The following is a 23,729-nucleotide window of genomic DNA, read 5'->3' on the forward strand; positions in this document are numbered from 1 at the left end:
CGTGCCACGCGAGACTGGCAGCCTGTCGCGGAAGTCTGGCTCAACCCGGAGAAATCGTCGCTCGGTGAGATCCAGAATTTAGAGCACGCGGCGTGAAGAAAACGGACATCATTGTTGACAAACACCGCTCACGGTAAGACAGATTTTCAGCTGCCCTACGGTGCAGCACTTCCAGTTTGAACTCTTGTGTGTATCGGCCGCGCTGACGCACGAGACCGGCACTGCCATGGTGTTGGTATGCCGCCACCCAACTTCTGACGAGGCTGTTAGCGATGCCGTATTTGGCTGCGAGGATTTTGTATCCCCCTTTGCCCGCGAGGTAGTCACGAACCACTTTCAGTTTGAACCTGAGGTCGAATTTCCTCATATGCCCTCCAAGGTTGTGTCCAACTCTTGGGGGTCAGTTCATTCCCCGGGGCGATTCAGGGATCTTTGAAGTCGACTTGGGCTCATTGCTGGATCTCCTCACCGAGGAGCCCAGAATGGTGAGTTTAGTCAACGGGCTTACCGTATGGGTGACGGCTTATGACTCGAGGCGAGTTGCAACAAGTATTACCTCGCCATTGTCGTTAAGTAGCCCTTCGACTCCAGCTGACACTTGTATTGATTTCACAGAGCTTGAAGCTAAGTACCCCTCCCCCCTTCAAGCAAACGAGGCCACCTCTCCTAAAACGCCCCATGAAGCATCAGCTTCATTACGTGACTGTAGCTTAGAAATAGTACAACGCACGCTCGAGAAGCATAACGGCAACATATCAAAGGCTGCGCGTGAATTAAGGGTTTCCAGGGGCTTGATATATCGAAGGCTAACAGCCACAGCCAACGTCTCACTCAGTGTTGATCCATCAGAATCTGGCTCAAGGCGTGATTGACATAGTAGTTGCTGCGCCCGACTTTATGCTTAGCCACAAAACCCCCAGCGGCTAAAGCATCTAGATACCGAGCAGCAGTTATGCGTGAAATATTGAGCGCCTTCTGCATAAAATCAATCTTTGTATAGGGATGCATGAACAGATGGTTGATCAGATCCTGACTATAGAATTTATGATCCTGCCTGATACGATGTTTGTAATCAGCCAATACTGTCTTGATAGCTTGTATGGTGTGTAGGGTTCGTCTAGCGGTTTGCTCGACCGCCTCCAGCATGTACAACACCCATTCTTCCCAAGCATCGTCATCGCGCACTGCCTGTAGCAGGCGATAGTATTCGGATTTTGTGCGAACAATGTGCTGACTTAGATATAGCACCGGTATGTCAAGCAACCCTTCTTTGACCAGGTAGAGGACATTGATAATTCGCCCTGTGCGCCCATTTCCGTCGTAAAACGGGTGGATACTTTCAAACTGGTGGTGAATGAGAGCCATTTTTATCAGGGGGTCAACCGCTACCTGATCGGAATTATTGATGAACTGCTCAAGGCCACTCATCAACCGCACAATGTCATCAGGACTCTGTGGCGGGGTGTAAACAACATGACCACCCCCATCCTTTAACGATGTCCCCGGCAACTTGCGAAAGCCCGCATTATTGCGCTCTAGCTCGCCCTGTATTGCCACGATATGATTAACTGTAAGCAGACCTGTTTCCTGGACACACTTAAACCCTGCGTGTAGGGCCTGACGGTATTGCTGCACTTCCTTCGTTGCAGGATTAGTCGACACACTGGAGTCGGCATCGTCGCGGAACAGCTCATCGTGTGTCGTAACGATATTCTCGATTTCGGAGCTGTCTTTAGCCTCTTGCAGCCCAAGCGTATTGATTAGGATGCCCTGGTTGGGGATGGAGGCCGCGACACCCTTAAGCTCTGCCAGCCTACGACTGCTGCTAGCGAGCTTTTTGAGGATTAGGGGCGTATCAAAACGCTCGAAATCAAGCTGCTCGAGTGACAGAAGGTGCGACACGACAAGCCCCATATGTATAGAAATCACGAATTTCTATACATATTAGCAGTGACATGTATAGAAATCGCGATTTTCTATACATGTCGGAGTACATATATATAGAAAACGGAGAAACCTATACAGGTAGATGCCTGATTTAGGGGGCCGGGTACGCCTGGGTATCACGCAACAGTCGCTCTCTGCCCTAGAACGCAACACAGAGAAAGTCAGCGCTCACCGCCTGCTGGCGCTTCTCAGTATCTTAGGTGTGGAATTAGTGCTTCGTGAGCGTAGCGGCTCGGCAGCACCAAAGTCGTCAACAGGCCCAAACTGGTAAAGCATGGGTCGACGCTCTCGCCACATAAAAAAGCGGCCACTAGAAAGTAAACCGCTTCTTCACACCCAGAGCAGTGGCCAACTTATCTCACAACACCTGGCCAACTATTCCCAACACCAACAAACATCAAGTATCAATATTGCTGGCCTGCAGCGCATGCTGCTCAATAAACGCGCGACGTGGTTCGACGTGGTCGCCCATCAGGGTGGTGAACATCTCGTCCGCTGCAATCGCGTCCTTGATTTCAACGCGCAGCAGGCGGCGTACGTTTGGATCCATGGTGGTTTCCCAGAGCTGGTCGGGGTTCATTTCACCCAGGCCTTTGTAGCGCTGTTTGGTGACGCTGCGTTCGGCTTCTGCGCGCAAGAATTGCATGACTTCGCGGAAGTCGGAGACAGGTTTGCTCTTGCGGCGGTCGCCTTCACCACGGGCCACTTCGCCACCCTTGCCGATCAGGCCGGTGAACGTGGCGCCCGCACGTGCCAGCACGCTGTAGTCGGCGCCGCGCGCGAAAACGCGGTCGAATACGCTGACGCGGGTATTGCCATGATGCAGGCGCTTGAGCACCAAGCGCCATGCGCCGTCTTCGGTTTCCTCGGCTTCAACCGTCACTACCTTGGGGTCTGCCGGGTCGGCCAAGGCTTCTTGCAAACGCGCTGCCGAGGCCTGGGCCTGCTCGGCGTCGTCAAGCTCAAGCACCACGCCTTCGGCCATCGCTGATAAGGCCCCGGTATCCATGTAGCGGGACAGACGGTCGATGACCGCGTCGGCCAGAATGTATTGGCGAGCCAGTTCTTCCAGCGCGTCACCGCGTATGGGTGTAGCACCCGCCGACGTGATCAGCTCGGCATCCTTGAGCGCCAGCTGCATCATGAACTGGGCTTCTTCCTGGGCGTCTTTAAGGTAACGCTCTTCGCGACCGACCTTGACCTTGTATAAAGGTGGCTGGGCAATGTAAACGTAACCGCGCTCGATGAGTTCGGGCATTTGACGGTAGAACAGCGTCAGCAGCAAGGTACGAATGTGCGCACCGTCAACGTCAGCATCGGTCATGATGATGATGCGGTGGTAGCGCAGCTTCTCGATGTTGAAGTCGGGCCCGATGCTGGTGCCCAGCGCGGTGATCAGCGTGGTGATCTGCTCGCTGGAAACCAGGCGGTCGAAGCGCGCTTTTTCAACGTTAAGCACTTTGCCGCGCAAGGGCAAAATGGCCTGAAACTTACGATCACGGCCTTGCTTGGCCGAACCGCCGGCGGAGTCACCCTCGACGATATAAATTTCGCTAAGCGCGGGGTCTTTTTCTTGGCAGTCAGCCAGCTTGCCTGGCAGGCCTGCACCTTCCAGCACGCTCTTGCGCCGCGTCATCTCGCGTGCTTTGCGCGCAGCGTCGCGGGCGCGGGCAGCTTCGATAATTTTGTTGCAGACGGCCTTGGCGTCGACAGGGTTTTCGAGCAGCCAGGTTTCCAGGGTACGCGCTACGGCTTCTTCAACGGCAGGGCGCACTTCACTGGAGACCAGCTTGTCTTTGGTCTGGCTGCTGAACTTGGGCTCGGGCACCTTTACGGACAATACGCAGGCCAGGCCTTCACGCATGTCATCGCCGGCAGTGTCGACCTTGGCCTTTTTGGCCAGTTCGTTGTCGGCTATGTACTTGTTGATGACCCGCGTCATGGCGGCGCGCAAACCGGTCAGGTGAGTACCGCCGTCACGCTGTGGAATATTGTTGGTGAAGCACAGCACGGTTTCCGAATAGGTGTCGTTCCATTGCATGGCCACATCGACGCCCACCGTTTCACCACCCGCCGTAGAGTCTGTACTGACGGAGAAAACATTCGGGTGCAGTACTGTCTTGCTGCGGTTGATGTATTCCACAAAGCCTTTGACGCCGCCCAGGAAGGCAAAGTCTTCTTCTTTGCCCTGGCGTTCGTCTATCAGCTTGACCTTGACGCCGTTATTCAGGAACGAGAGCTCACGCAGCCGTTTGGCCAGCACATCGTATTGGTACTCTACGTTATCGAAGATGGTGTTGTCGGCCAAAAAGCGCACGCTGGTGCCCTTGCGGTCTGCCGTGCCGGTAACGGCCAAGGGCGCCACGCGCTCGCCTTGGCGGAATTCCATTTCGTGCTTTTCGCCATTACGCCAGATCGTCAGGCGCAGCCACTGCGACAGTGCGTTCACGCAAGAGACGCCCACGCCGTGCAAGCCACCCGAGACCTTGTACGAGTTATGGTCGAACTTGCCGCCCGCGTGCAACTCGGTCATGACGATTTCTGCCGCACTACGGCCGAACTCATCGTCTTTATGGATATCGGTAGGAATACCGCGACCGTTATCGGTAACGGAAACACTGTTGTCGGCGTGTATCGTGACAACGATTTCGTCGCAATGGCCCGCCAGCGCTTCGTCGATGGCGTTGTCCACCACCTCGAAAACCATGTGATGCAGGCCGGTGCCGTCGGAGGTGTCGCCGATATACATGCCGGGCCGCTTGCGCACGGCCTCCAGGCCCTTGAGCATGCGGATGGATTCTGCGCCGTATTCTGCGCCGGGCGTAGCGCCGGTTTGGGTAGTTTGATCTGACATAAGGTGTAAGGCCTGTATTAAATCCGCATGGGCATAACCACGTACTTGAACGATTCGTCGTCAGGTATCGTGATAAGGGCCGAAGCATTCACATCGGGCTGCACCGACCAGCACAGCTGCTCGGTCTTGACGTTGCCCAAGACGTCCAGCAGGTAGCTGACATTGAAACCGACATCCAAGGGCTCGTGGCTGTAATCGATGTCGAGTTCTTCCGTAGCTTCTTCCTGTTCGGCGTTGGTCGACGACACCTTCAGCAGGTGTTCGGTCAATTGCAGACGCACGCCTTTGAGCTTGTCAGACGTAAGAATGGCGGCACGTTGCAGGCTGCCTTGCAGCACTTCGCGATTGATCAGGAAGTGACGCGTATAGTTGGTGGGAATGACGCGGTTATAGTCGGGGAACTTGCCCTCGACCAACTTGGAAACCAGTTCGACTTCACCAAAAGAAAAGCGGATCTGGCCAGGCGCCACGTCTACGGTAACGGGCTCGTCTGAGTCTGCCAGCAGACGCTGTATTTCCAGCACGGTTTTGCGCGGAACAATGACTTCTTGATGGCCTTCTATGCCTTCCACTTGCGCACCGATATGGGCCAACCTATGACCGTCGGTTGCCACAGCGCGCACACCGGAGGCGTCCAAGACCAGCAACAGGCCATTCAGGTAATAGCGGATATCTTGTTGGGCCATGGCGAAATGCACCATGTTGAACAGATGCTTGAGCGTCTTTTGCGGCAGGGTAAAAGAGACATCCCATTTGGGCGGCTGCGACACGATGGGGAACTCGGCTGCGTTCAGGGTTTGCAAGGCAAAGCGGCTCTTGCCCGACTGCAGCGTCAGTTTGCCCCCCGCCAGGCTGAGGCTGACTTCGCCCACATCGGGCAAGGCGCGCAGAATATCGAGCAGTTTGCGAGCGGCCACCGTGGTGGCTTCGCTGCCCTCGCCAACGCCAAACTGCCCATGGGTCGAGATCTGCACTTCAAGATCTGTAGCGATGAACGACACCTCGTCACCCTGCTTGCGCAACAAAATATTGGCCAAGATGGGCAGAGTATTTCTTCTCTCGACGATTCCAGCCACCGTCGACAACGGTTTGAGCAATGCATCACGGGATGTTTTGACGAGTTGCATGGTCATCCTTTCAGGGTTTGTTCTAGTACGTGTAAGGCATGGTTGAGTTCTGTCTGTTTGGTACGGGCATCGGAAATCTTACGCACGGCATGCAATACCGTGGTGTGATCCCGCCCGCCAAACAGATCGCCAATTTCGGGCAAGCTCTTTTGGGTGAGCTCTTTGGCCAAATACATAGCCACCTGTCTAGGCATGGCTATATTGGCGGGCCGACGTTTCGAATACATGTCGGCCACTTTGATTTTGTAGAAATCCGCTACCGTCTTCTGTATGTTCTCGACGGTGATCTGACCATTAGAGACGGACAGCAGATCTTTCAAGGCGTCTTTACAGACTTCGACGGACAAGACTTCACGCCCGTGGAATCGGGCGTAAGCAGACACCCTGCGCAGCGCGCCTTCAAGTTCGCGCACGTTGCTACGCAAATGCTTGGCGATAAAGAAGGCGACCTCTTCGGGCATGGTAATGCCCTCGGTTTCGGCCTTGCGCAGCAAAATGGCGACGCGCATTTCAAGCTCTGGCGGTTCGATGGCAACGGTGAGCCCCGAGTCAAAACGGGAGATCAGACGGCTATCGATATTGGCCAGTTCCTTGGGGTAGGTATCGGAGGTAATGATGATTTGCTTGCGCTGCGCCACCATTGCCTCGAAGGCGTAGAAAAACTCTTCTTGCGTGCGGTTCTTGCCGGCAAAAAACTGAATATCGTCTATGAGCAGCAGGTCCAGCGAGTGGTAATACCGCTTGAACTCGTCGAAAGCTTTGCGCTGGTAGGCCTTCACCACGTCGGAAACGTATTGGTCGGCATGCACATAGCGCACGCGCACCCCCGTGCCATTGGCCAGCAGCGCATTGCCTACGGCATGGATAAGGTGAGTCTTGCCCAGGCCCACGCCGCCATATAAGAACAGCGGGTTGTACGAAACGCCGGGGTTCTCGGCCACCTGCAAGGCGGCCGCACGGGCCAACTGGTTGGCTTTACCGGTAACAAAATTATCGAAACGCAGTTCTGGATTCAGGCGAGAGCGGTCGTGTACGCCGTCGGTCACCGCCGCAGCCACCGGGGTAGGCTGGGGGGCCGGTGCGGGAGCCGAGGCCGCTGGGGCTTCTTGCGTAGCACTGGCCACCGGCGGGCGCGGCATGGCAACGCCGCCTGCACGGCCGGCACCCGCGTGCTGGGAACTGGCCAACTCGAACGACACCTGAACAGGTTTGTCGTACCACTCGCTGGCCAAGGTTTCTATCTGCTGGACGAAATTCTTGCGCACCCAATCCAGCTTGAAACGGTTGGGCGCGGCGACGCGCAGCACGGCGCGGTCCTCATCGTATGCCACAGGCACCAGAGGGCGTATCCAAGCGCTAATCTGCTGGGGAGGGAGGTCTTGCTCCAGTTTCTGGACGCAAGACTGCCAAAATTCGTTCATGGCTTACTGTCTTCGCTAAACCTCGATTCTACCCTGTCGGGGGCAAAGTTATCCACAAGGAACGTCTCTCCTATGGACAAAACTGGTACACCATATGACAGATGCGCGCACACGCTCCCATATGCCCCCGGGTAGGTCTTTATTGACATAATTGACTATTAATAAACATAATAGTCAAACAAAGAAGCGCTCCCCAAGCGCCATTTCCTCCGAGACAAATCAGGTGACGCCGCCATGCTGTCACAACGACTCCCCGAGGCCTGTCTTCTGTTACAAACTGAAGATATGGCGCTCGCCAGCGCCTCCATCGAGCGCCTTTATGCTCCATTTTCCTGGCGGCTGCCAGTATCCCGGCCCGGCCCCCACGAAAGTGTACGCATCCACTCGACCAGTTGGGGGCCACTCCAACCGTCCATGATCGGCTATGGCCGGGACATCGACATCCAGCCCCGCGGCCTGGGAGGCGCCCTGCTCGTCACCACTGTGCTGCAAGGCCGTTTGCTGCAAAGCAATAAAAGCGATTCGTTCGGAGGCGGCCCGGGCACCGTGCTGCTTGCCACGGAAGACGACTGCCCCACTTTCCGCTATGGCCGCCAAACCGAGGTTTTGAAACTCGTCTTCCCGCAGCACCGTATCAACACGCTATGCTGGGAGTTGCTGGGCCGCCGCGAACGTCAACCGGTTCGATTCGAGGCCGCCGCCCTGAACGGCGCGTCCGCCCAACGATGGTTGGAGCTCGTCACCTACCTCGCCGCCTCGGTATCGTCTCCGGCCATTAGCGGTACAGGCAGGCTGGCACACGGGCTGGAAGAGATGCTCGTACTGCATCTATTGAGTACGACGCCCCACAACCACTTGGAAACAATTTTCCGCAGCTCCCCTACCTTGGCCCCGCGCGAATATCACCGTGCATGCGCCTACATGGAAGAAAACCTGCACGAACCCTTGACTTTGCTGGACATCGCCAAGGCTGCCGGATGCAGCGCCCGCTCGCTATCCAGGGCTTTTCAACACGCGCACGACACCACGCCTATGCGCCACTTGACGGAATTGCGCCTGCAACGCGTGCGGGCTCTGCTGCAAACTCATGACCACCAGTGGAACATGACCATCGCTCAGGCCGCGATGCACTGCGGTTTCAGTCACTTGGGCGAGTTTCATCAGCAGTACAGGCGGCGTTTCGGCGAATCGCCCTCCCAGACACGCTCCGGTAAATGAATAAAAACAAGACCCGCAGCTTGAGCTGACGGCTGACGCCGTCATTTTCTGGCAAGAAACCGTCATACCTGGCCGAATACCGATAGGCGGCCGCCCCTTTCCAGTTGCACCATGAACCCATGGCAACCGGCGCCATCCACGGCGCCCTGACGTTGGCAGTCAACTGCCGAATCGGGGGGACTATGCACAATAATCACGATGACCGGCCAGCCCTCGCTGGCCATGCCGCACAGCAGCTGGACTTCTGGGAGCAAGCACTGGCCAGGGGGCGCTTGAGCAGACGGACTTTCCTGGCGCTGGCCGCGGGATTGGGCCTAAGCGCCGCGCAAGCCGCCCCCTTGGCCGACTACGCGCAACAAGTTCAGGATAACCAACGCAAATTGCGCAGCGCCCTGCGCAAGCGCTACGACTACATCGTATGCGGCTCGGGGGCGGCGGGAAGCGTGATAGCCGCCAGGCTGGCTCAAGATAGCAACACTCAGGTTCTGCTGCTAGAAGCGGGCGATACCGATCAGGCGCCCAGCGTTATCCAGCCTTCGGCCTGGTTCACGAACCTAGGCACGGAGCGCGACTGGCAGGATGTTTCCGAGCCCCAAGATGGGCTGCTGGGCCGGAAAATGGCCATGGGCACCGGCAAGGTACTGGGCGGCGGCACCAGCATCAACGCCTGCAACTATGCCCGCGGGCATCGCAACGACTTCGCGCTCTGGCAAGCCGAGTCCGGCGATCCGGGCTGGGGCTATGACGGCGTCCTGCAAGTCTATAAACGCCTCGAGAACTGGCAGGGCCCGGCGGACCCCGTCCGCCGTGGCAGCGGCGGCCCGCTCTGGGTGCAGCCTGCCCACCGTCCCAACGCCTGCGCCGCCGCGCTCCTGGACGCCGCCGAGAAAGCCGGGATTCCCCGGCAGGCCGATGCCAATGGCGTCTTGATGGAAGGGGGGTCGGGCGCCGCCCTGTTGAACCACAATATCGAAAACGGCCATCGCCTGAACATGCCGACGGCCTTTCTTTACCCAATGATGGGCCAACCCAACCTGACGGTGCTGACTGGCGCTTACGTTGACAAGCTCGAACTTGAACGCGGCCACGCAACAACCGTCGTGATGCGTTGGCAAGGCCAATCGTTGCGCATCGCCGCTTCGCGCGAGATCGTCCTTTCCCTGGGCGCCATCAACACACCCAAGCTGCTGATGTTGTCGGGCATCGGCGACGAAGCCGAGCTCAACGCGCTAGGCGCAAGCACCCTTTGCCACCTGCCCGGCGTAGGCAAACACCTGCAGGACCATATCCTGCTGGGCGGCTGCATTTGGGAATACGACACGCCTCTGCCCATGACCAACAGCGGCGCTGACTCCATGGTTCTTCTCAAAAGCCGCCCGGAACTACAAACGCCCGATTTGTACCTCGTACACATCCAGCTTCCCTACGCCAGCCCGGTCGTCGCCGCCCAATACGATCTGCCGCAGGCAGGCTGGGCGATTGCCCCTGGACTACTGCGTCCGCGTAGCCAAGGTACCCTCGCATTGCGGTCGCTGGACCCGGATGCGCGTCCCGTACTGCGCCCCAACTACCTGCAAGATCCCGACGACGTTCGGGCCTTGATTCGCGGCGTTGAAATCAGCCGCGAACTGGGCAATTCCGCCGCTATGCGGGAATTCGCCAAGCGGGAGGCCGCCCCCGGCCACCTGAAAGGCAAGGATCTCGAAAACTTCGTACGCAATGCATCAACAACGTTCTTCCATGCCAGCGGCACCTGCCGCATGGGCACCGGCGCCGATGCGGTAGTCGATGCGCAGCTCAGGGTGCGCGGCGTGGAAGGCTTGCGCATCGCGGATGCCTCCATCATGCCGCGCATCACGACTGGGCCGACCATGGCGCCTTCCATGATGATCGGACAACGCCTGGCCGACATGCTGCTGGGCCAGGCCTGACACATCGCTACCCTCCCCAACGAACTGGAGCAAATCATGAACGATCCTCGCCCGCCACACGTCACCTCCTCGGACTTTCTGCAAGAGTATGGCCATTACATCGATGGCGATTGGTGCGAAGGCGCCAGCGGCACCACCATAGATTTAAGAAACCCTGCCACCGGTGCCGTTCTAAGCCGTATCGCAGCCGGTAACGCCGCCGACGCCAGGCGGGCCGTTGACGCCGCCGCACGCGCCTTTCCCACCTGGTCCAAAACTCCTCCCGCCAAGCGCCAGGAAATACTTTACGAAATCGTCCGGCGCCTGAAGGCACGTCTACCCCATTTCGCCATGATGGATACGCTGAACAACGGCAAGCCCATCAACGAGGCGACTCATTTCGACATGCCGATGGCAATTGAGCAATTTGCGATTTTCTCCGGCACGCCCTGGCAATTGCACGGCGAATCCATCCAGGCGGCCAACACGGTGGGCATCGTGCACCGGGAGCCCCTGGGCGTCGTGGTCCAGATCATTCCATGGAACGTCCCGATGATCATGCTGGCCACGAAAATCGCCCCCGCACTGGCCGCCGGCAATACCATCGTGCTCAAGCCATCCGAGATCGTTTGCCTGTCCGTCATGGAGTTCATGCGCGAGATGGCAGACCTGCTGCCTCCCGGAGTATTGAACATCGTGACGGGTTATGGCCCCGACCTGGGAGAAACGCTGGTCACCGACCCGCGGGTACGCAAAGTCGGCTTTACCGGTTCGCGCCCCACCGCTCGGCGGCTCATGCAGTACGCCTCGGTCAACATCATCCCGCAGACCATGGAGCTGGGCGGTAAGTCGGCCAACATCGTCTGCGAAGACGCCGATCTGGATGCTGCCGCAGAAGGCGCAGCCATGTCTACCGTCCTGAACAAAGGCGAAGTCTGCCTGGCCGGCTCACGCCTATTCGTTCACGAAAAAGTGAAGGACGTCTTCATGGAAAAGCTGCAGCGCTTGCTGAGCAACATCCGCATCGGCGACCCAACCTCTACCGACACGCAGCTGGGCGCGCAGGCGTCGCAAATGCAAATGGACAAAATCACCGGTTATCTTGAGCTCGGCCCTCAAGAAGGTGCCAAGGTCGTACTGGGCGGCCAACGAGCTCAAGTGCCAGGGCTGGAAAAAGGCTTGTTCATCCAGCCGACCATCTTCGACCAGGTAGACAATTCGATGCGTATCGCCCAGGAGGAAATCTTTGGCCCTGTGGTCAGCGTCATTTCCTGGAAGAACGACGACGAGGTCATCCGTCTGGCCAACGACTCCATCTACGGTCTGGGCGGAGGCATCTGGACGTCGAATGTAAGCCGCGCCCACCGCATGGCTTGCGCACTCGAAACCGGCACGATCTGGATCAACCGCTTTTACAACTTTCTGGGAGGCATGCCGATCGGCGGGTATAAGCAAAGCGGCTTTGGCCGGGAGTTCGCGCATGAAGTGCTGGATCACTACACCTTGACCAAAAGTGTGATCATCAATCTAGAACCCGGCCCAATGGGCGTGTTCGGCCAACCCTAGCGGCGCAGCGGGAGGCGAGCGCTTGCACCGGGAGCACATCCAGGCCCGGTGCGCGCCGGCTTTTCCATCACAGGCGCATAGCCTCCTTAAGCTCTAGAGCGCCTCAACCTTCCAGCCGCCCGTGGCGCATTTTCTCGGAGCGCCGGCGCAGCAGTTCCAGGGTGGCCAGCAACAGGACGGACATCAAAATCAATAGCGTCGCCACGGCCAGGATGCTGGGGTTGATCTGCTCGCGCAGGCCGGCGAACATGCGGCGTGGAATCGTGCCCTGCTCGGGCCCCGCCAGAAACAGCACCAGCACGATTTCGTCGAAGGAAGCCGCGAAGGCGAACAGCGCGCCGCTGATGACGCCGGGGCGAATCAAGGGCATGACCACGTCGCGGAACACCCTTAGCGGCGACGCGCCCATGCTCAGCCCCGCCTGGTAAAGCGAGCGGTCGAAGCCCGTTAGCGTGGCGGTGACGGTGATGATGACGAAAGGCACGCCCAGCGCCGCGTGGGCGATGATGAGGCCGGTGAAGGTGCCCACCAGGTTGAAGCGCGCGTAAAAGAAGAACATGCCCACCGCCACGATCACCAAAGGCACGATCATGGGCGATAGCAGCAAGGCCGTGATGAGCCTGCGATACGGCATGTGCTCCGAGGCCAAACCCATGGCAGCCAAGGTGCCCAGCACTGTAGCGATCAGCGTGGCGCAAGCGCCGATAAACAAGCTATTGCGTATGGCGGCCAGCCAGCTTGAGCTTTGAAACACCGCCTCGTACCACTTCAGAGAATAGGCTTGGGCATCCAGACGCAGCATGCCGGGGGTAAAGCTGAAAAACGGTTCGGCATTGAAGGACAGCGGGATGACGATGAGGATGGGCAAAATCAGGAAGAACAACACTGCCCAGGCCCAGCACTTCAGCACAAGCGCGGCCAGTTTCTGACGCCAGTTGTAATAGTCGGGAGACGTCTGCATGGGTCTTCAGCCTAACTTGATATTGCGCGCGCCCACCAGGCGATCGTAGAGCGCATAGAGCAACAGCACCAGAGCCAGCAACAGGGCGCCCAAGGCCGCAGCCAGGCCCCAGTTATTGGAGCGCTGCATGTGAAAGGCGATGATGTTGGAAATCATTTGGTCATCCGCCCCGCCTACCAAGGCTGGCGTAATGTAGTAACCCACCGAGATGATGAAGACCAGCAGTGCGCCGGCGCTAAGCCCCGGCATGGTCAGCGGCAAATAGATGCGAAAGAAGGCAGAAGCGGGGCGCCCTCCCAGCGACAAGGCCGCCCTGACATAACTGGGGTCTATCCCGCGCATGACGCTATACAAAGGCAACACCATGAAAGGCAACAGCATATGCGTCATGGCGGTAATGGTGGCAAAGCGGGTGTAAAGCAGCTCCAGCGGCTGCTGTGTCAGGCCCACCGTCTGCAGCAAGACATTCACCGCCCCATTGGTTTGCAACAGCGCAATCCAGGCTGTGGTGCGTACCAGCACTGAGGTCCAGAACGGCAGCAACACCAGTACCATCAGTACGCCCGCCACATGCCGGGGTGCATGGGCCAGGTAATAGGCCAAGGGGTAACCCAAGACCAGGCATAGCAAGGTAATGGCCAAAGCCATGCTCACCGACCGGGCATACAGCTGCAGGTAGATGCGGGCGGATTCGCGTTGCTGAATCTGACCGTCGGCGCCGCGTTCAAGATCAAAAGCGCTGAGGTAATGCGTATCGGTGTAAACACGACCCGACTTCTGTATGGCACGCCAGAGCTCGGGTTCAGACCAACGCGCATCCGCCTCGCGTAGTAAACGCCCGCCCTGATCAGCCAGCTCGGCATCGTCCAGCGTGCGCATCTTGCGTGCCGAAGCATTGATAAGGCTGGAGGCCCCGGGGTACACCGGATTGATGGCCGCCCCCAAAGTGCCGGCCTTGCGATCCTGGGCCAGCTGTTTAAGCTCTTGCGCCATGGCATCGTAAGTTTCCGATGGCGGTAAAGGCGTCTCTTCCCAGCTTTGCAAACGGCCCAGCGTCTGAGGGATCAGCTGTACCAGCGTTGGGTTGTACACGCTTTGGTAGAGCATGGCGGCAATAGGCGCGGCAAAGGCCAGAAGCACGAAAATCAGTAATGGCGCTGTCAGCAACAGACTGACGCCCTGCCGCCGACGAAGCTCGCGTCTTTCAATACGGGCTTCATCGGCAGAAAGATCGTTGGCCCTGGTGGGTAGACCCAGCATGCTTAGCCTATTTCTTCAACAGCCACTCGTTGAACTTCTCGGCCAGGCTTTCACCGTAATCGGCCCAGAACACACTATCGACCTGCATGCCTTCGTCTACATGCGAACTGGGCAGATGCTCGATCACGGCCTTGTCTACCAAGGCCATAGAAGACTTGCGCGGCGGGCCGTAAGCGACATCTTGAAAGCCCGCCAGTGCCTTGGTGGTTGTGGCGAAAGCGACGAAATCCTTTGCCAGCTCGAGCTTAGGGGTGCCCTGTACGATGGTCCACGCGCCGAAGTCGAACAGGTTGCCGTCCCATACGATGGTGAAGGGCTTGTTCTCGTTTTTCATGGCGTCGAACACACGGCCATTGGCCGATTGCACCATGACCACACCGCCATCGTTAAGCATTTGCGGGGCCTGCGACCAACTGTCGTACCACACGACATCCTTCTTGATGGTGTCCAGTTTGGCAAAGGCCCGCGCCTGGCCTTCGGGGGTGGCCAACAGCTTGTAGACATCTTCACTTGGCACCCCGTCTGCCAGCAAGGCCCATTCCATGCTGACCTGTGGACGCTTGCGCAGGCCTCGCTTACCGGGGAAACTCTGCAGGTCGAAGAAATCTTCCAGGGTGGTGGGTTTATTAGGGCCCACCGTGTTTTGGTTGTAGGCAAAAATGGTGCTGTAGACCATTTCGCCGATGGCGCACTCACTGGCCAGAGTAGCGGGCAGAAAGTCTTCGGCGGCGGGGGTGCCATCGTCTCCCGGCAGCACAATGTCGCGGGGAATGATCTCTAGCAAGCCTTCGGCGCAAGCGCGCTCAAGGTCTATGGTTTCCACGTCTACGACATCCCATTGCACACGCCCCGACTGCACCTGCGCTTTCATTTCGGCTATGCCGCCGGTGTAGTTTTCGAACAAGACCTTCACCCCGGTTTTGGCCATGTACGGGTCAATCTGATGTTTCTTTTGAGCCGCACCGTAGGCGCCTCCGAAAGACACCACCGTCAGCGTTTCTTGAGCCCGAGCGGGGCCTCCCAGGGCGAAAGCCAGCGTCAGGCCCAGCAGCGTTGCAGTCCACTTCATGGTTGTCCTCCTTGGGACGGATAAGTATCGGTCTTGAACGCAAAACAGTCGGTAGACAACCAGCCCAAGCGAGCCGGCTGACCTTCGGTGAATTCGGGCGCCCTGGCATCGTTGATCATCTTGACGCAGATCTTTCCGGCCTTGGGCAATTCAAAGTGATAGCGTATGAAGTCGCCCACATAATGGCGGGCGATGAAACGGGCACTGACAAGATTGTCGTAGGCTTGGCCATCCAGAGCGATGGACAGCTTTTCGGGGCGCACCGAGAGCACGCAGGCCTCGCCTTGGGCGGGATGATCGCCATGAGCGGCCAACACCGTTTCTCCCCCAGCTAATTGGGCGCGAACATAGCCGCCCGAGCCTGGTGTGCAGCGCTGCGCCGGGATAAGGTTGTTTTCGCCTATGAAGCTGGCGACGAAAGCATTGGCCGGCTGTTCGTATAACTGGTCGGGGGTGTCGTACTGTTGCACCATGCCTTGATTGAAGACGGCGATGCGGCTGGACATGGTCAGGGCTTCGGCTTGGTCATGCGTGACATACACCACGGTAAACCCCAGTTGCTTATGCAAGCGCGTAATCTCGAACTGCATTTGCTCGCGCAGCTTTTTATCCAGCGCCCCCAAAGGTTCGTCCATCAGCACCAGTTCGGGCTCGAAGATCAGGGCTCTGGCCAGCGCCACACGTTGCCGCTGGCCACCCGACAGTTGCGCAGGATGCCGATCACCAAACCCTTGCAGTTCAATAAGCTTCAGGTAGTGCTCGACGCGCTGAGCGATTTCCGACTTGGGAAGCTTGCGTACCGTAAGGGGATACGCCAGATTCTGGGCCACTGTCATGTGGGGGAAAAGCGCATAGTTTTGGAACACCATGCCGATATTGCGTTTATACGGCGCAATGCCGGTTATGGGCTTGCCTTGCAAGGTGATGCTTCCGCTGGTGACGTTCTCGAAGCCCGCCAGCATCATCAGTACCGTGGTTTTGCCCGACCCCGACGGCCCCAACAGCGTCACGAATTCTCCACGGCCCACCTCAAGGTTGAAATCTCTGACCACCAGACTTTTCTGGTCGAACGTTTTCTTGACGTGGTTAAAGCTCAGAAACTCGCCATATTGGGCTGCTTGCATCGGTATTTCCGTAATTGCTGTTCTGGCAAACCCCCGAGAACGCCAGGGTGCGGGTAAGCCTAACATTCTGCCTTAAGCCACGTCATCCCATAAACCCGGTGTAACCCCAGCGCGGAAGTTGCGCACTTGAAGAACAAACAAGGCGCATAACTTACATTTTGTAATGAATATACTTAAAACGAGGGATTCATCCCTTGCGGACTGCCGCCTACAGTGCTGAAGCACCGACCTTGCACGCGTGCGAGGCGTTTTAATGTGGCGGTACCAGTCTGGCTTGCCTTCTATAGCGCGTGCCCTGCCCACCGCACACCGTTGATCAGGAAACATTCGACATGAACATCAAAGGAATACGAGGCTGGAAACCAGCTGCTTTGGCATTGCTGACTTTGCTCGCCGCATGCGGCGGGTCGGGATCGGATGAAGACTCCTCAAAAGAGCCCGACAACCTCCCTAAAGTCTCCGTTACCACCATTGGCGACAGCTTGGCTGATGTCGGTGTATTCGGTGTGCGCTATACAGTGCAGTCCGACAATGAAGCGCAAGATCCTTTTCCGCTTTGGCCTGAATTAGTAGCCGACGCACTCAAGACAGAGCGACCCTGCCCCGCTTACCTATCTAGCAATGAAACGGATTTCGTCCCACAAGCCGCCTGCCGCGGCTTTGCAGTGGCTGGCGGACGCATTCAGCATACGCAGCAAACGCTACCGTTTGCCCTCCACGTACAGATGCAAGACGCCGCAGATCGGGTCGGTGCAGCGGGCTTCGGCGAGCATGAAATCCTGCTGATAGACGGCGGCGGTAACGATGCGGCCGACTTAATCACTGCTTACTTTCAAGCCTACCTTACGCTGGTAACCGAGATGGACGTCTCCGGCTACGCGAATTTTCTTGCTGCCGTGCTAGGTGAAGAGAAAACCCGGGAGCTCTTGTGGCAAACCGGGGGCTGGGAAGCAGCGGGGCATGCTTATATGGCGGCACTTAGCCAACAACTGGTGCAATCGGTGCAAGACAAGCTGCTCGCGCATGATGCGCAGCGCGTCGTGATCCTGAATATGCCCGACGTCACGCGCACCCCGCGTTTACTGACCATTCTGAATATTCTTGAGCAAATCGGTACCGAGGTTGCAGGAGACAACCTGGATGCTGACGGCCAAAATGCTGCAGATGTCTTCCAAGCGCTGTTCCAAGGCTGGGCAAGCACATTCAATCAAACACTGGCAGAGGCGTTTGAAGACACACCGCAGGTCGCGATTGTGGACTTCTACTCGCAACTCTCGCAGTGGGCGACACAGGGCGAAGCGTTCGGCCTGACCAACACCACGGCAGCCGTGTGCCCGCCGACAGACCCTGCCGACCTTATGCCCGATTACGACATCACCGCATGTACCGTGACATATCTGGATGCTCATCCTCCCGCTGGCACGGCACCCGCAGCCGGTTGGTGGAAAAGCTACGCTTTTTCTGACGGTTTCCACCCCACGCCTTATGTGCATGAATTGATGGCGCAAGCCGTGAACGAGGTAATTGCCGACAAGGGCTGGAACTAAGCCCAGCCGCCTGACGATGCCCTTGCGTTGTCAGGCGGTAGCCGGGCCGGCAATAGGCGCCGCCCCGGCCCCCAAATACACACAAAGCAAGGTCTTGCCCGGTTCAGAGGTAATGTGCAGCGTGCCGCCTATGCGGGCGATGCGCCGGCTCATGCTATGTATGCCCACACTCAGACCGGCGTTCAACACCGCATCCAGGTCAAAGCCCACGCCATCGTCTTCTATGCACAAACGCATGCCGGTGTTGTCAGGCTCGGGCTCCAGGCGTAGAACAACGCGGCGTGCGGCTGCATGCTTGACCACATTGGTCATCGCCTCTTCAACAAAACGCGTCAAAGCCAGGCACTGCGCCGCGCTGGGTTGCACAGGCCAGCTCTTGGGCACATGCCATTCGGACGCCACATCAAGCGTTTCCAGCAGGCGCACGAAACGGTGACGCAAAGGGGCCAGCCACAAGGTGGGTGTCTCCAGGGCAACGGCGGACTCCCCCGTACCGCTGTCTATGATCTGACGCAAGTCGTCACGCATGCTTTTTAGCGCTGCCAGCATGTGCCTGGCATCAGGGTTGGCTTTCGTGTGCTCGATCTGTGCGATGGTACGGATCAAGGTACTGCCCATGCCATCGTGCAAATCGTGGGCAATCTGCAAACGCTCTTCCAGCCTGGCATTACGCAGGGCCAGAGTATGGCGACTATGCAGAGACGCTGTCAGCTCTTCGCGGGTGCGCTCGACCGTGACGGAAAGGTCTTGATTGAAGCGTTCGATTTGCTTCTGGTGACTTGAAAATCGCCAGGCCAGAATAAGCGCCATCATGGTGGCGGTTATCGGGGCTGACCAGGGCGTCAGAGAAAACGGGAGATGGATCACCCGCAACAGACTTAGGAAATCCAGCAGCGCGATGGGAATAAATGTCAGCAGGCAAAGCGCCATCAAGCGCATGCCTTTGCCCGTGCCTTCACCTCGCCAAGCGATGCGCTGAAAAAACAGGCAATTAAAGATGAACAAGCTACCATACAGCCCCGCGCCCCAGACCGCAGCGGGTACCAGCACCGCAGGCGGCACCAGCGCCAGAATGACAATAGCGGCAGCGGTGAGCCCCCACAACACGCGTTCGCTGCGGCGGTAACGCACGTTGGCAAAACGCCAGGTGAACAAGCAGAACGTGCAGGCGTACAGAATAAAAGCGACCGTTACCCAACGAACAACGGCATAGCTGTCCTGCCACGGCCAGGGAGACGAGATCAGAAAACTGCCCATGAACACGTTCCACGCCAAAGCCATGGCGGCAAACCACCCTGCCGTGGCTTCACTTGGGCGAAGCAACCAGAAAAACAGGAAGATCAGGCCCAGCACGCCGGTCACGGCAATGTTCAACATGGGTAGGCTGCGCTGCAGCGCTCGGCGTGCTTCATACCAAGCATAGATCTCGCTCGGTGGGCCCACACGGGTTTCCCACAAGCCAGGCGCAAGATGCGGCACACTGTAAACACGCAACCAAATCGTGTTTTCTCCGGCTTTCAAAGAAGAGGTCGGCAGCAACCAATAGCGCGGGACGTTCCAGCTTCGGCTCAGGGGTTCCTGCACCTGCATATCGCGCCACAGCAATTCGTGGTTGCTAAAGACTTCTCCCGCCAGGCTAAAGCCTTGCGTTGCCAGCGCTACCGACACCTCGGAAGGTTGGCAAGGAAGCTCCCAATCCAGGCGATACCAAACGGCACTCTCTTGTGGTGCACCACGGCTGTGCCAAGTGTCGGGGAAAGAAACCGGTAGCCAAGCCTCATCAGGCGGCTTGGCCGAATCAACGCCGGGGACGACACGCTGCGCAGCGGTACGCACACTTATGACATGGGGGCGGCATGTTGCCTGTGAAGCGCTTAACGGCGATGCCCCGGCAGGCAAGTGGGTCGCATTTTCGCTTCCCCAAGCCACCACGCCCCCAAGCAGAAACAGTATCCACAGCCCAACAAAACGCAGCACAAACCGCCACGCCCACGTTAAGGAGCCGCTCTTTCGAGCTTGATTGATGGGCGTATGTTTAATGAGGCCGGTGACTTGCATTGCGCCGCTGTTAATACAGCAAGCCGCGCGCACGTGCTTCATGAATAGCTTTGGTACGCGACGATACCGACAACTTGCGGTATATGTTTTTAATGTGACTGGCTGCGGTGTACTGCGAGATATGCAGCGATTCGGCGATTTCGCGATTGGTCAGACCATCGGCCACCAAGGTCAGAATCTGGGTTTCGCGCGGACTGAGCGCTTCAGCACCCGGATCGCCCAGAGCCGGAGGCGCTTGCGCAGCGGGTTGCTGCGCGGGAAGAAGCTCGAGAATGCGGCGTGCGATGAAAGGATCAATGGGGGCCCCTCCACGCAGCACACTGCGGATGGACAGGGAAATCTCCATGTCGTCTCGCTCTTTCAGGACATAGCCGGTAGCACCTGCACGCAAAGCAGCCAATATGATGTCTTCCGTGCTCCAGGCAGAAATCACAAGGATGATAAGGGTGGGGTCATTGGCACGCAAGGTGTCAATCAAGGCCAGGCCGCTGCCGTCGGGCAGGCCGATATCCACCAACGCCATTGCCGCCGGGTGCTCGTTGATACAGCTTAGCGCCTGTGCTACGGAATGAGCGCTGATCAAGGCTTCGTCCGGATAGCCCAAAGACAGCAAAATATGCCGCAGCCGGGTTTGCATCGGCAGATCGTCCTCAATAATCAGGACCGGACCGGGAAGAATGTCGGATGCGGTGGAAGTCATGTTGTGGCAGACGCGCTAAGCCTTTTCCAGCAGAAAGGAATCTTCTTCAGTGTGGCATAGAAAAGACGGCTTTGAACATACCTATAATCGGTGATCTTTGCTTGGTACCCACCTGGGCTTACGATGGAAAGCAGCCATCCGCATTGACTTTCCCGTTAAAATTTGATGAAATAATGGGCTTTTGCTGAGTTTTGCTTACTGCGGTTCTTTAAAAGATTTCTTTACAAAGACGCGGGGCATAGGGCTTAGCAAGTCAAGATAGCAGTCAAAAGATACGACTAAACCAAGTGGCTGAGCACTAGTTCCATAGCTCTGGCTAAAAATAGCTGACAGCCATTTGGCCACATGCTGGCGCCCCCAGCCTGAGTGTCGCAGCGCTAACGCCAATGCGCGACGCCACGATACCCACTGTTAGTCGACTCAGCTAACCAAGCTTTGTTTACCGGATATTTCCCATGAAACGCACATTCCAGCCTTCCGTTACCCGTCGCAAGCGTACCCACGGTTTTCTCGTTCGCATGAAGACCCGCGCTGGCCGCGCCGTCATCAAAGCTCGCCGCGCCAAAGGCCGCAAGCGCCTGGCTGTATAAGCCTCGGTGTCCGGCATTTCCATGCCGGCACGGCCAATGACGACGCATGCCACGCTGCCCAGTGCGGCGCGCTTGCACCGCCCCTCTGAATACGCTGCTGCTCTCAAGGGCCGCCGTGTCGCCAGAGGGGCTTTGTTCGTGCTGAACGTGCCACGCACCAACGTGCCTGAGTCCTCAGCACGACTGGGTATGATCGTCGCCAAGCGGTTGGCCCGCAGGGCCGTCACGCGTAATACGATCAAACGCGTACTGCGCGAGGCCTTTCGGGCTCAGCGCCATGCCCTGCCTCAACACGATTTCGTGTTCCGACTGGTTGCTCCCATCCCCGCTTCGTCTCTTACCCAGCTTAAAAAGCTGGTGCGTGCCGAAGCCGATGTTTTGCTGACTCGGGCTCTCAAATGCTGAAGGCCTTGCTCATCGCCCCTATCCGCTTTTACCGGTTTTTTCTAAGCCCTTGGATAGGGCGCCAATGCCGCTTCACTCCTACTTGCTCGGCCTACGCCATAGAAGCCATACAGCTTCACGGCTCGGGAAAAGGGCTATGGTTGGCCGTCCGACGCATTGGGCGTTGCCATCCCTGGGGGCCTGGCGGTTATGACCCGGTTCCCGAATCCGACCGGCCCCTACGTTAAACTAGCGGGCTTTCCGGCCCCCACTGACCAAAGTTGACGAGCGTTATGGACATCCGACGTACCATCCTCTGGATGATTTTTGCTTTCTCGCTGCTGCTGCTGTGGAACAACTGGCAGACCCACAACGGCCAGCCTTCCTTGTTCTCGCCCGGCACTCAACAAGCCGCGTCCGAGACGGCGCCTGCACCTACCGACAACGCCAGCCAGGCTGCTTCAGCGGCGGGTGTGCCTTCGGCGCAGCCCCCCTCAGCGGTGGCAGGCGCAAGCGAAACAGTTCCTGGCCAACAAGCACCGGCCCTGTCGCCCAGCCAAGCCGTGAACATCAAGACCGATGTCTACGACCTGACCTTCGACACGCAAGGCGCCCAGTTGGTACGCGCCAGCTTGCTTAAATTTGCCGACAGCGTAGACGACAGCCAGCCCATCATGCTGCTGAATAACGCCCCTGGTTCCATCTACGTGGCCCAGACCGGTATTATCGGCGCTCAGGGTCAAACGCTGCCCACCCACCTGACGCCTTTCCGTCTCGTTACCACCGACACCGCCTTTACCGGCGACAGCTTGGATGTAGTGTTCGAAGCCGAATCCGGTGGTGCCCGCGTCATCAAAACCTACACCTTGCAAAAAGGCAGCTACGACATCCTGGTGAAGCACGAAGTGCAGAACCTCTCCGATGCCCCGTTGCAACCCTCGGTGTATTTGCAACTGACGCGTGACGGCAACGACCCACCCGATACCTCGTTCTTCTACAACACCTTCACTGGCCCAGCGGTTTACTCCAGCGAAGACAAATACCAGAAGATCAGCTTCTCGGACATCAATAAGAACAAGGCAAACTATATCCACGAGGCCAATAATGGCTGGATAGCTATGGTGCAGCATTACTTTGCTTCTGCCTGGGTTCCCGTGCAGGATCAAATGCGCCACAACGAAGTGCTGCGCGTTGCCGATAACCTGTACGCCATTCGCGCCATTCAGGCTCTGGGCAATGTCGAGCCTGGCCAAAGCCAGGTTCACCAGGCCCACCTGTGGGTTGGCCCGCAAGACCAGCAAGCCATGCAACAGGTCGCGCCCGGCCTTGATGTCGTGGTCGACTATGGTTTCCTCACCGTTATCGCCAAGCCGCTATTCCAGCTCATGACCTGGATTCACAGCTGGGTGGGCAACTGGGGTTGGACCATCGTCATTCTGACGGTGCTGATCAAGTTGGTTTTCTACCCCTTGTCGGCTGCCAGCTATCGGTCTATGGCCAAGATGAAGCACGTAGGCCCGCGCATGAAGGCCATGCGTGAGAAATACGGCGACGACCGCGCCAAGCTGAATCAAGCCATGATGGAGATGTATCGCACCGAAAAGATCAACCCACTGGGCGGATGTTTGCCCATGCTGGTGCAGATTCCAGTGTTCATCTCGTTGTACTGGGTACTGCTGGGTAGCGTAGAAATGCGCGGGGCTCCTTGGATACTCTGGATCAAGGATCTGGCCGCCACCGACCCGTGGTTCATTCTGCCGGCCATCATGATGGCGACCATGTTCCTGCAAATCAAGCTGAACCCCACGCCGCCCGACCCCATGCAGGCACGCGTCATGATGGTGATGCCCTTGGTATTCGGCGGCATGATGTTCTTCTTCCCGGCAGGTCTGGTGCTGTACTGGTGCGTCAACAACGCCATCTCTATCGCCCAGCAACGCTACATCATGAAGAAACTCGAAAAGCAAACGGCTGCTGCCAAGCGTTAAAGCAA

The 23,729-nt window shown here is 57.8% G+C and carries 20 protein-coding genes and 1 pseudogene; 10 read left to right on the forward strand and 11 right to left on the reverse strand.

Going from position 1 to position 23,729, the window contains the following annotated elements; all coding sequences use genetic code 11:
- Nucleotides 1-40: 40 nt before the first annotated feature.
- Nucleotides 41-367, reverse strand: a complete 327-nt coding sequence (locus H0484_RS15255; RefSeq protein WP_226955160.1) for a transposase — start codon at nucleotides 365-367, stop codon at nucleotides 41-43.
- Between the two features lie 115 nt (nucleotides 368-482).
- Between H0484_RS15255 and H0484_RS15260 the strand changes: the two genes are divergently transcribed.
- The gene (locus H0484_RS15260) at nucleotides 483-872 is read left to right on the forward strand and encodes a helix-turn-helix domain-containing protein (RefSeq protein ID WP_226955161.1); all 390 of its coding nucleotides are present in this window, start codon (nucleotides 483-485) and stop codon (nucleotides 870-872) included.
- On the opposite strand, the gene H0484_RS13455 is transcribed toward H0484_RS15260, so the two are convergent.
- Complete coding sequence (locus tag H0484_RS13455) at nucleotides 832-1,902, reverse strand: Fic family protein (protein WP_226955162.1); 1,071 nt, start codon at nucleotides 1,900-1,902, stop codon at nucleotides 832-834. The two genes, H0484_RS15260 and H0484_RS13455, sit on opposite strands and share 41 nt — an antisense overlap.
- 151 nt (nucleotides 1,903-2,053) lie before the next feature.
- Between H0484_RS13455 and H0484_RS13460 the strand changes: the two are divergent.
- Nucleotides 2,054-2,218 (forward strand): annotated as a pseudogene (locus H0484_RS13460) (helix-turn-helix domain-containing protein); the annotation flags it as partial.
- 126 nt (nucleotides 2,219-2,344) lie between these two features.
- On the opposite strand, the gene gyrB reads toward H0484_RS13460, so the two are convergent.
- From gyrB to dnaA, 3 genes are read right to left on the reverse strand one after another with little or no spacing between them, the layout of a single operon-like run.
- Nucleotides 2,345-4,801 (reverse strand): DNA topoisomerase (ATP-hydrolyzing) subunit B, encoded by a 2,457-nt coding sequence (gene gyrB, locus H0484_RS13465; RefSeq protein ID WP_226955163.1) that lies wholly within the window; start codon nucleotides 4,799-4,801, stop codon nucleotides 2,345-2,347.
- Nucleotides 4,802-4,818: 17 nt separating this feature from the next.
- Entirely contained in the window at nucleotides 4,819-5,928 is a 1,110-nt protein-coding gene (dnaN, locus tag H0484_RS13470) for a DNA polymerase III subunit beta (RefSeq protein ID WP_226955164.1), read from the reverse strand.
- 2 nt (nucleotides 5,929-5,930) lie between these two features.
- A complete protein-coding gene (gene dnaA / locus H0484_RS13475; RefSeq protein WP_226955165.1) occupies nucleotides 5,931-7,349 on the reverse strand; it encodes a chromosomal replication initiator protein DnaA in 1,419 nt (472 codons plus the stop codon).
- A gap of 234 nt (nucleotides 7,350-7,583) precedes the next feature.
- Here dnaA and H0484_RS13480 point away from each other — a divergent pair, with 234 nt between their 5' ends.
- From H0484_RS13480 to H0484_RS13490, 3 genes are all read left to right on the forward strand, one after another.
- Nucleotides 7,584-8,567 carry a helix-turn-helix domain-containing protein gene (locus H0484_RS13480; protein ID WP_226955166.1) on the forward strand — a complete coding sequence of 328 codons (984 nt, stop codon included), beginning with the start codon at nucleotides 7,584-7,586 and terminating at the stop codon, nucleotides 8,565-8,567.
- A 119-nt stretch (nucleotides 8,568-8,686) separates the two neighbouring features.
- Entirely contained in the window at nucleotides 8,687-10,498 is a 1,812-nt protein-coding gene (locus tag H0484_RS13485) for a GMC family oxidoreductase (protein WP_226955167.1), read from the forward strand.
- A gap of 36 nt (nucleotides 10,499-10,534) precedes the next feature.
- Nucleotides 10,535-12,043, forward strand: coding sequence for an aldehyde dehydrogenase family protein (locus H0484_RS13490; protein WP_226955168.1), 1,509 nt, complete (start codon nucleotides 10,535-10,537; stop codon nucleotides 12,041-12,043).
- 103 nt (nucleotides 12,044-12,146) lie between these two features.
- Here the strand turns inward: H0484_RS13490 and H0484_RS13495 are convergent, their stop codons facing one another.
- From H0484_RS13495 to H0484_RS13510, 4 genes are read right to left on the reverse strand one after another with little or no spacing between them, the layout of a single operon-like run.
- Entirely contained in the window at nucleotides 12,147-13,004 is an 858-nt protein-coding gene (locus tag H0484_RS13495) for an ABC transporter permease (RefSeq protein WP_226955169.1), read from the reverse strand.
- Between the two features lie 6 nt (nucleotides 13,005-13,010).
- Nucleotides 13,011-14,264, reverse strand: coding sequence for an ABC transporter permease (locus H0484_RS13500; RefSeq protein WP_226955170.1), 1,254 nt, complete (start codon nucleotides 14,262-14,264; stop codon nucleotides 13,011-13,013).
- A gap of 7 nt (nucleotides 14,265-14,271) precedes the next feature.
- Nucleotides 14,272-15,333: an ABC transporter substrate-binding protein gene (locus H0484_RS13505; protein WP_226955171.1), complete on the reverse strand. Its 1,062-nt coding sequence runs from the start codon at nucleotides 15,331-15,333 to the stop codon at nucleotides 14,272-14,274.
- A complete protein-coding gene (locus tag H0484_RS13510) occupies nucleotides 15,330-16,457 on the reverse strand; it encodes an ABC transporter ATP-binding protein (protein ID WP_226955172.1) in 1,128 nt (375 codons plus the stop codon). Before H0484_RS13510 ends, H0484_RS13505 begins: the two co-directional genes overlap by 4 nt.
- A 332-nt stretch (nucleotides 16,458-16,789) precedes the next feature.
- Between H0484_RS13510 and H0484_RS13515 the strand changes: the two genes are divergently transcribed.
- Complete coding sequence (locus H0484_RS13515; protein ID WP_226955173.1) at nucleotides 16,790-18,004, forward strand: SGNH/GDSL hydrolase family protein; 1,215 nt, start codon at nucleotides 16,790-16,792, stop codon at nucleotides 18,002-18,004.
- Nucleotides 18,005-18,034: 30 nt separating this feature from the next.
- On the opposite strand, the gene H0484_RS13520 is transcribed toward H0484_RS13515, so the two are convergent.
- Both H0484_RS13520 and H0484_RS13525 read right to left on the reverse strand, forming a co-directional pair.
- Nucleotides 18,035-20,104 (reverse strand): sensor histidine kinase, encoded by a 2,070-nt coding sequence (locus tag H0484_RS13520; protein ID WP_226955174.1) that lies wholly within the window; start codon nucleotides 20,102-20,104, stop codon nucleotides 18,035-18,037.
- Complete coding sequence (locus H0484_RS13525) at nucleotides 20,073-20,762, reverse strand: response regulator transcription factor (protein WP_226955175.1); 690 nt, start codon at nucleotides 20,760-20,762, stop codon at nucleotides 20,073-20,075. The genes H0484_RS13520 and H0484_RS13525 overlap by 32 nt, the downstream gene beginning before the upstream one ends.
- Before the next feature lie 455 nt (nucleotides 20,763-21,217).
- Here H0484_RS13525 and rpmH point away from each other — a divergent pair, with 455 nt between their 5' ends.
- Genes rpmH through yidC form a run of 4 tightly spaced genes read left to right on the forward strand, consistent with a single transcriptional unit; the run spans nucleotide 21,218 to nucleotide 23,724 of the window.
- Nucleotides 21,218-21,352 carry a 50S ribosomal protein L34 gene (gene rpmH / locus H0484_RS13530; protein WP_226955176.1) on the forward strand — a complete coding sequence of 45 codons (135 nt, stop codon included), beginning with the start codon at nucleotides 21,218-21,220 and terminating at the stop codon, nucleotides 21,350-21,352.
- Nucleotides 21,353-21,373: 21 nt separating this feature from the next.
- Entirely contained in the window at nucleotides 21,374-21,757 is a 384-nt protein-coding gene (gene rnpA, locus H0484_RS13535) for a ribonuclease P protein component (protein ID WP_226955177.1), read from the forward strand.
- Nucleotides 21,751-21,984 carry a membrane protein insertion efficiency factor YidD gene (yidD, locus tag H0484_RS13540; protein WP_226955178.1) on the forward strand — a complete coding sequence of 78 codons (234 nt, stop codon included), beginning with the start codon at nucleotides 21,751-21,753 and terminating at the stop codon, nucleotides 21,982-21,984. Before rnpA ends, yidD begins: the two co-directional genes overlap by 7 nt.
- Before the next feature lie 45 nt (nucleotides 21,985-22,029).
- Nucleotides 22,030-23,724, forward strand: a complete 1,695-nt coding sequence (gene yidC / locus H0484_RS13545; RefSeq protein WP_226955179.1) for a membrane protein insertase YidC — start codon at nucleotides 22,030-22,032, stop codon at nucleotides 23,722-23,724.
- Nucleotides 23,725-23,729: the final 5 nt, after the last annotated feature.

It is taken from the genome of Mesopusillimonas faecipullorum (assembly GCF_020539505.1).
Taxonomy (GTDB): domain Bacteria; phylum Pseudomonadota; class Gammaproteobacteria; order Burkholderiales; family Burkholderiaceae_B; genus Mesopusillimonas; species Mesopusillimonas faecipullorum.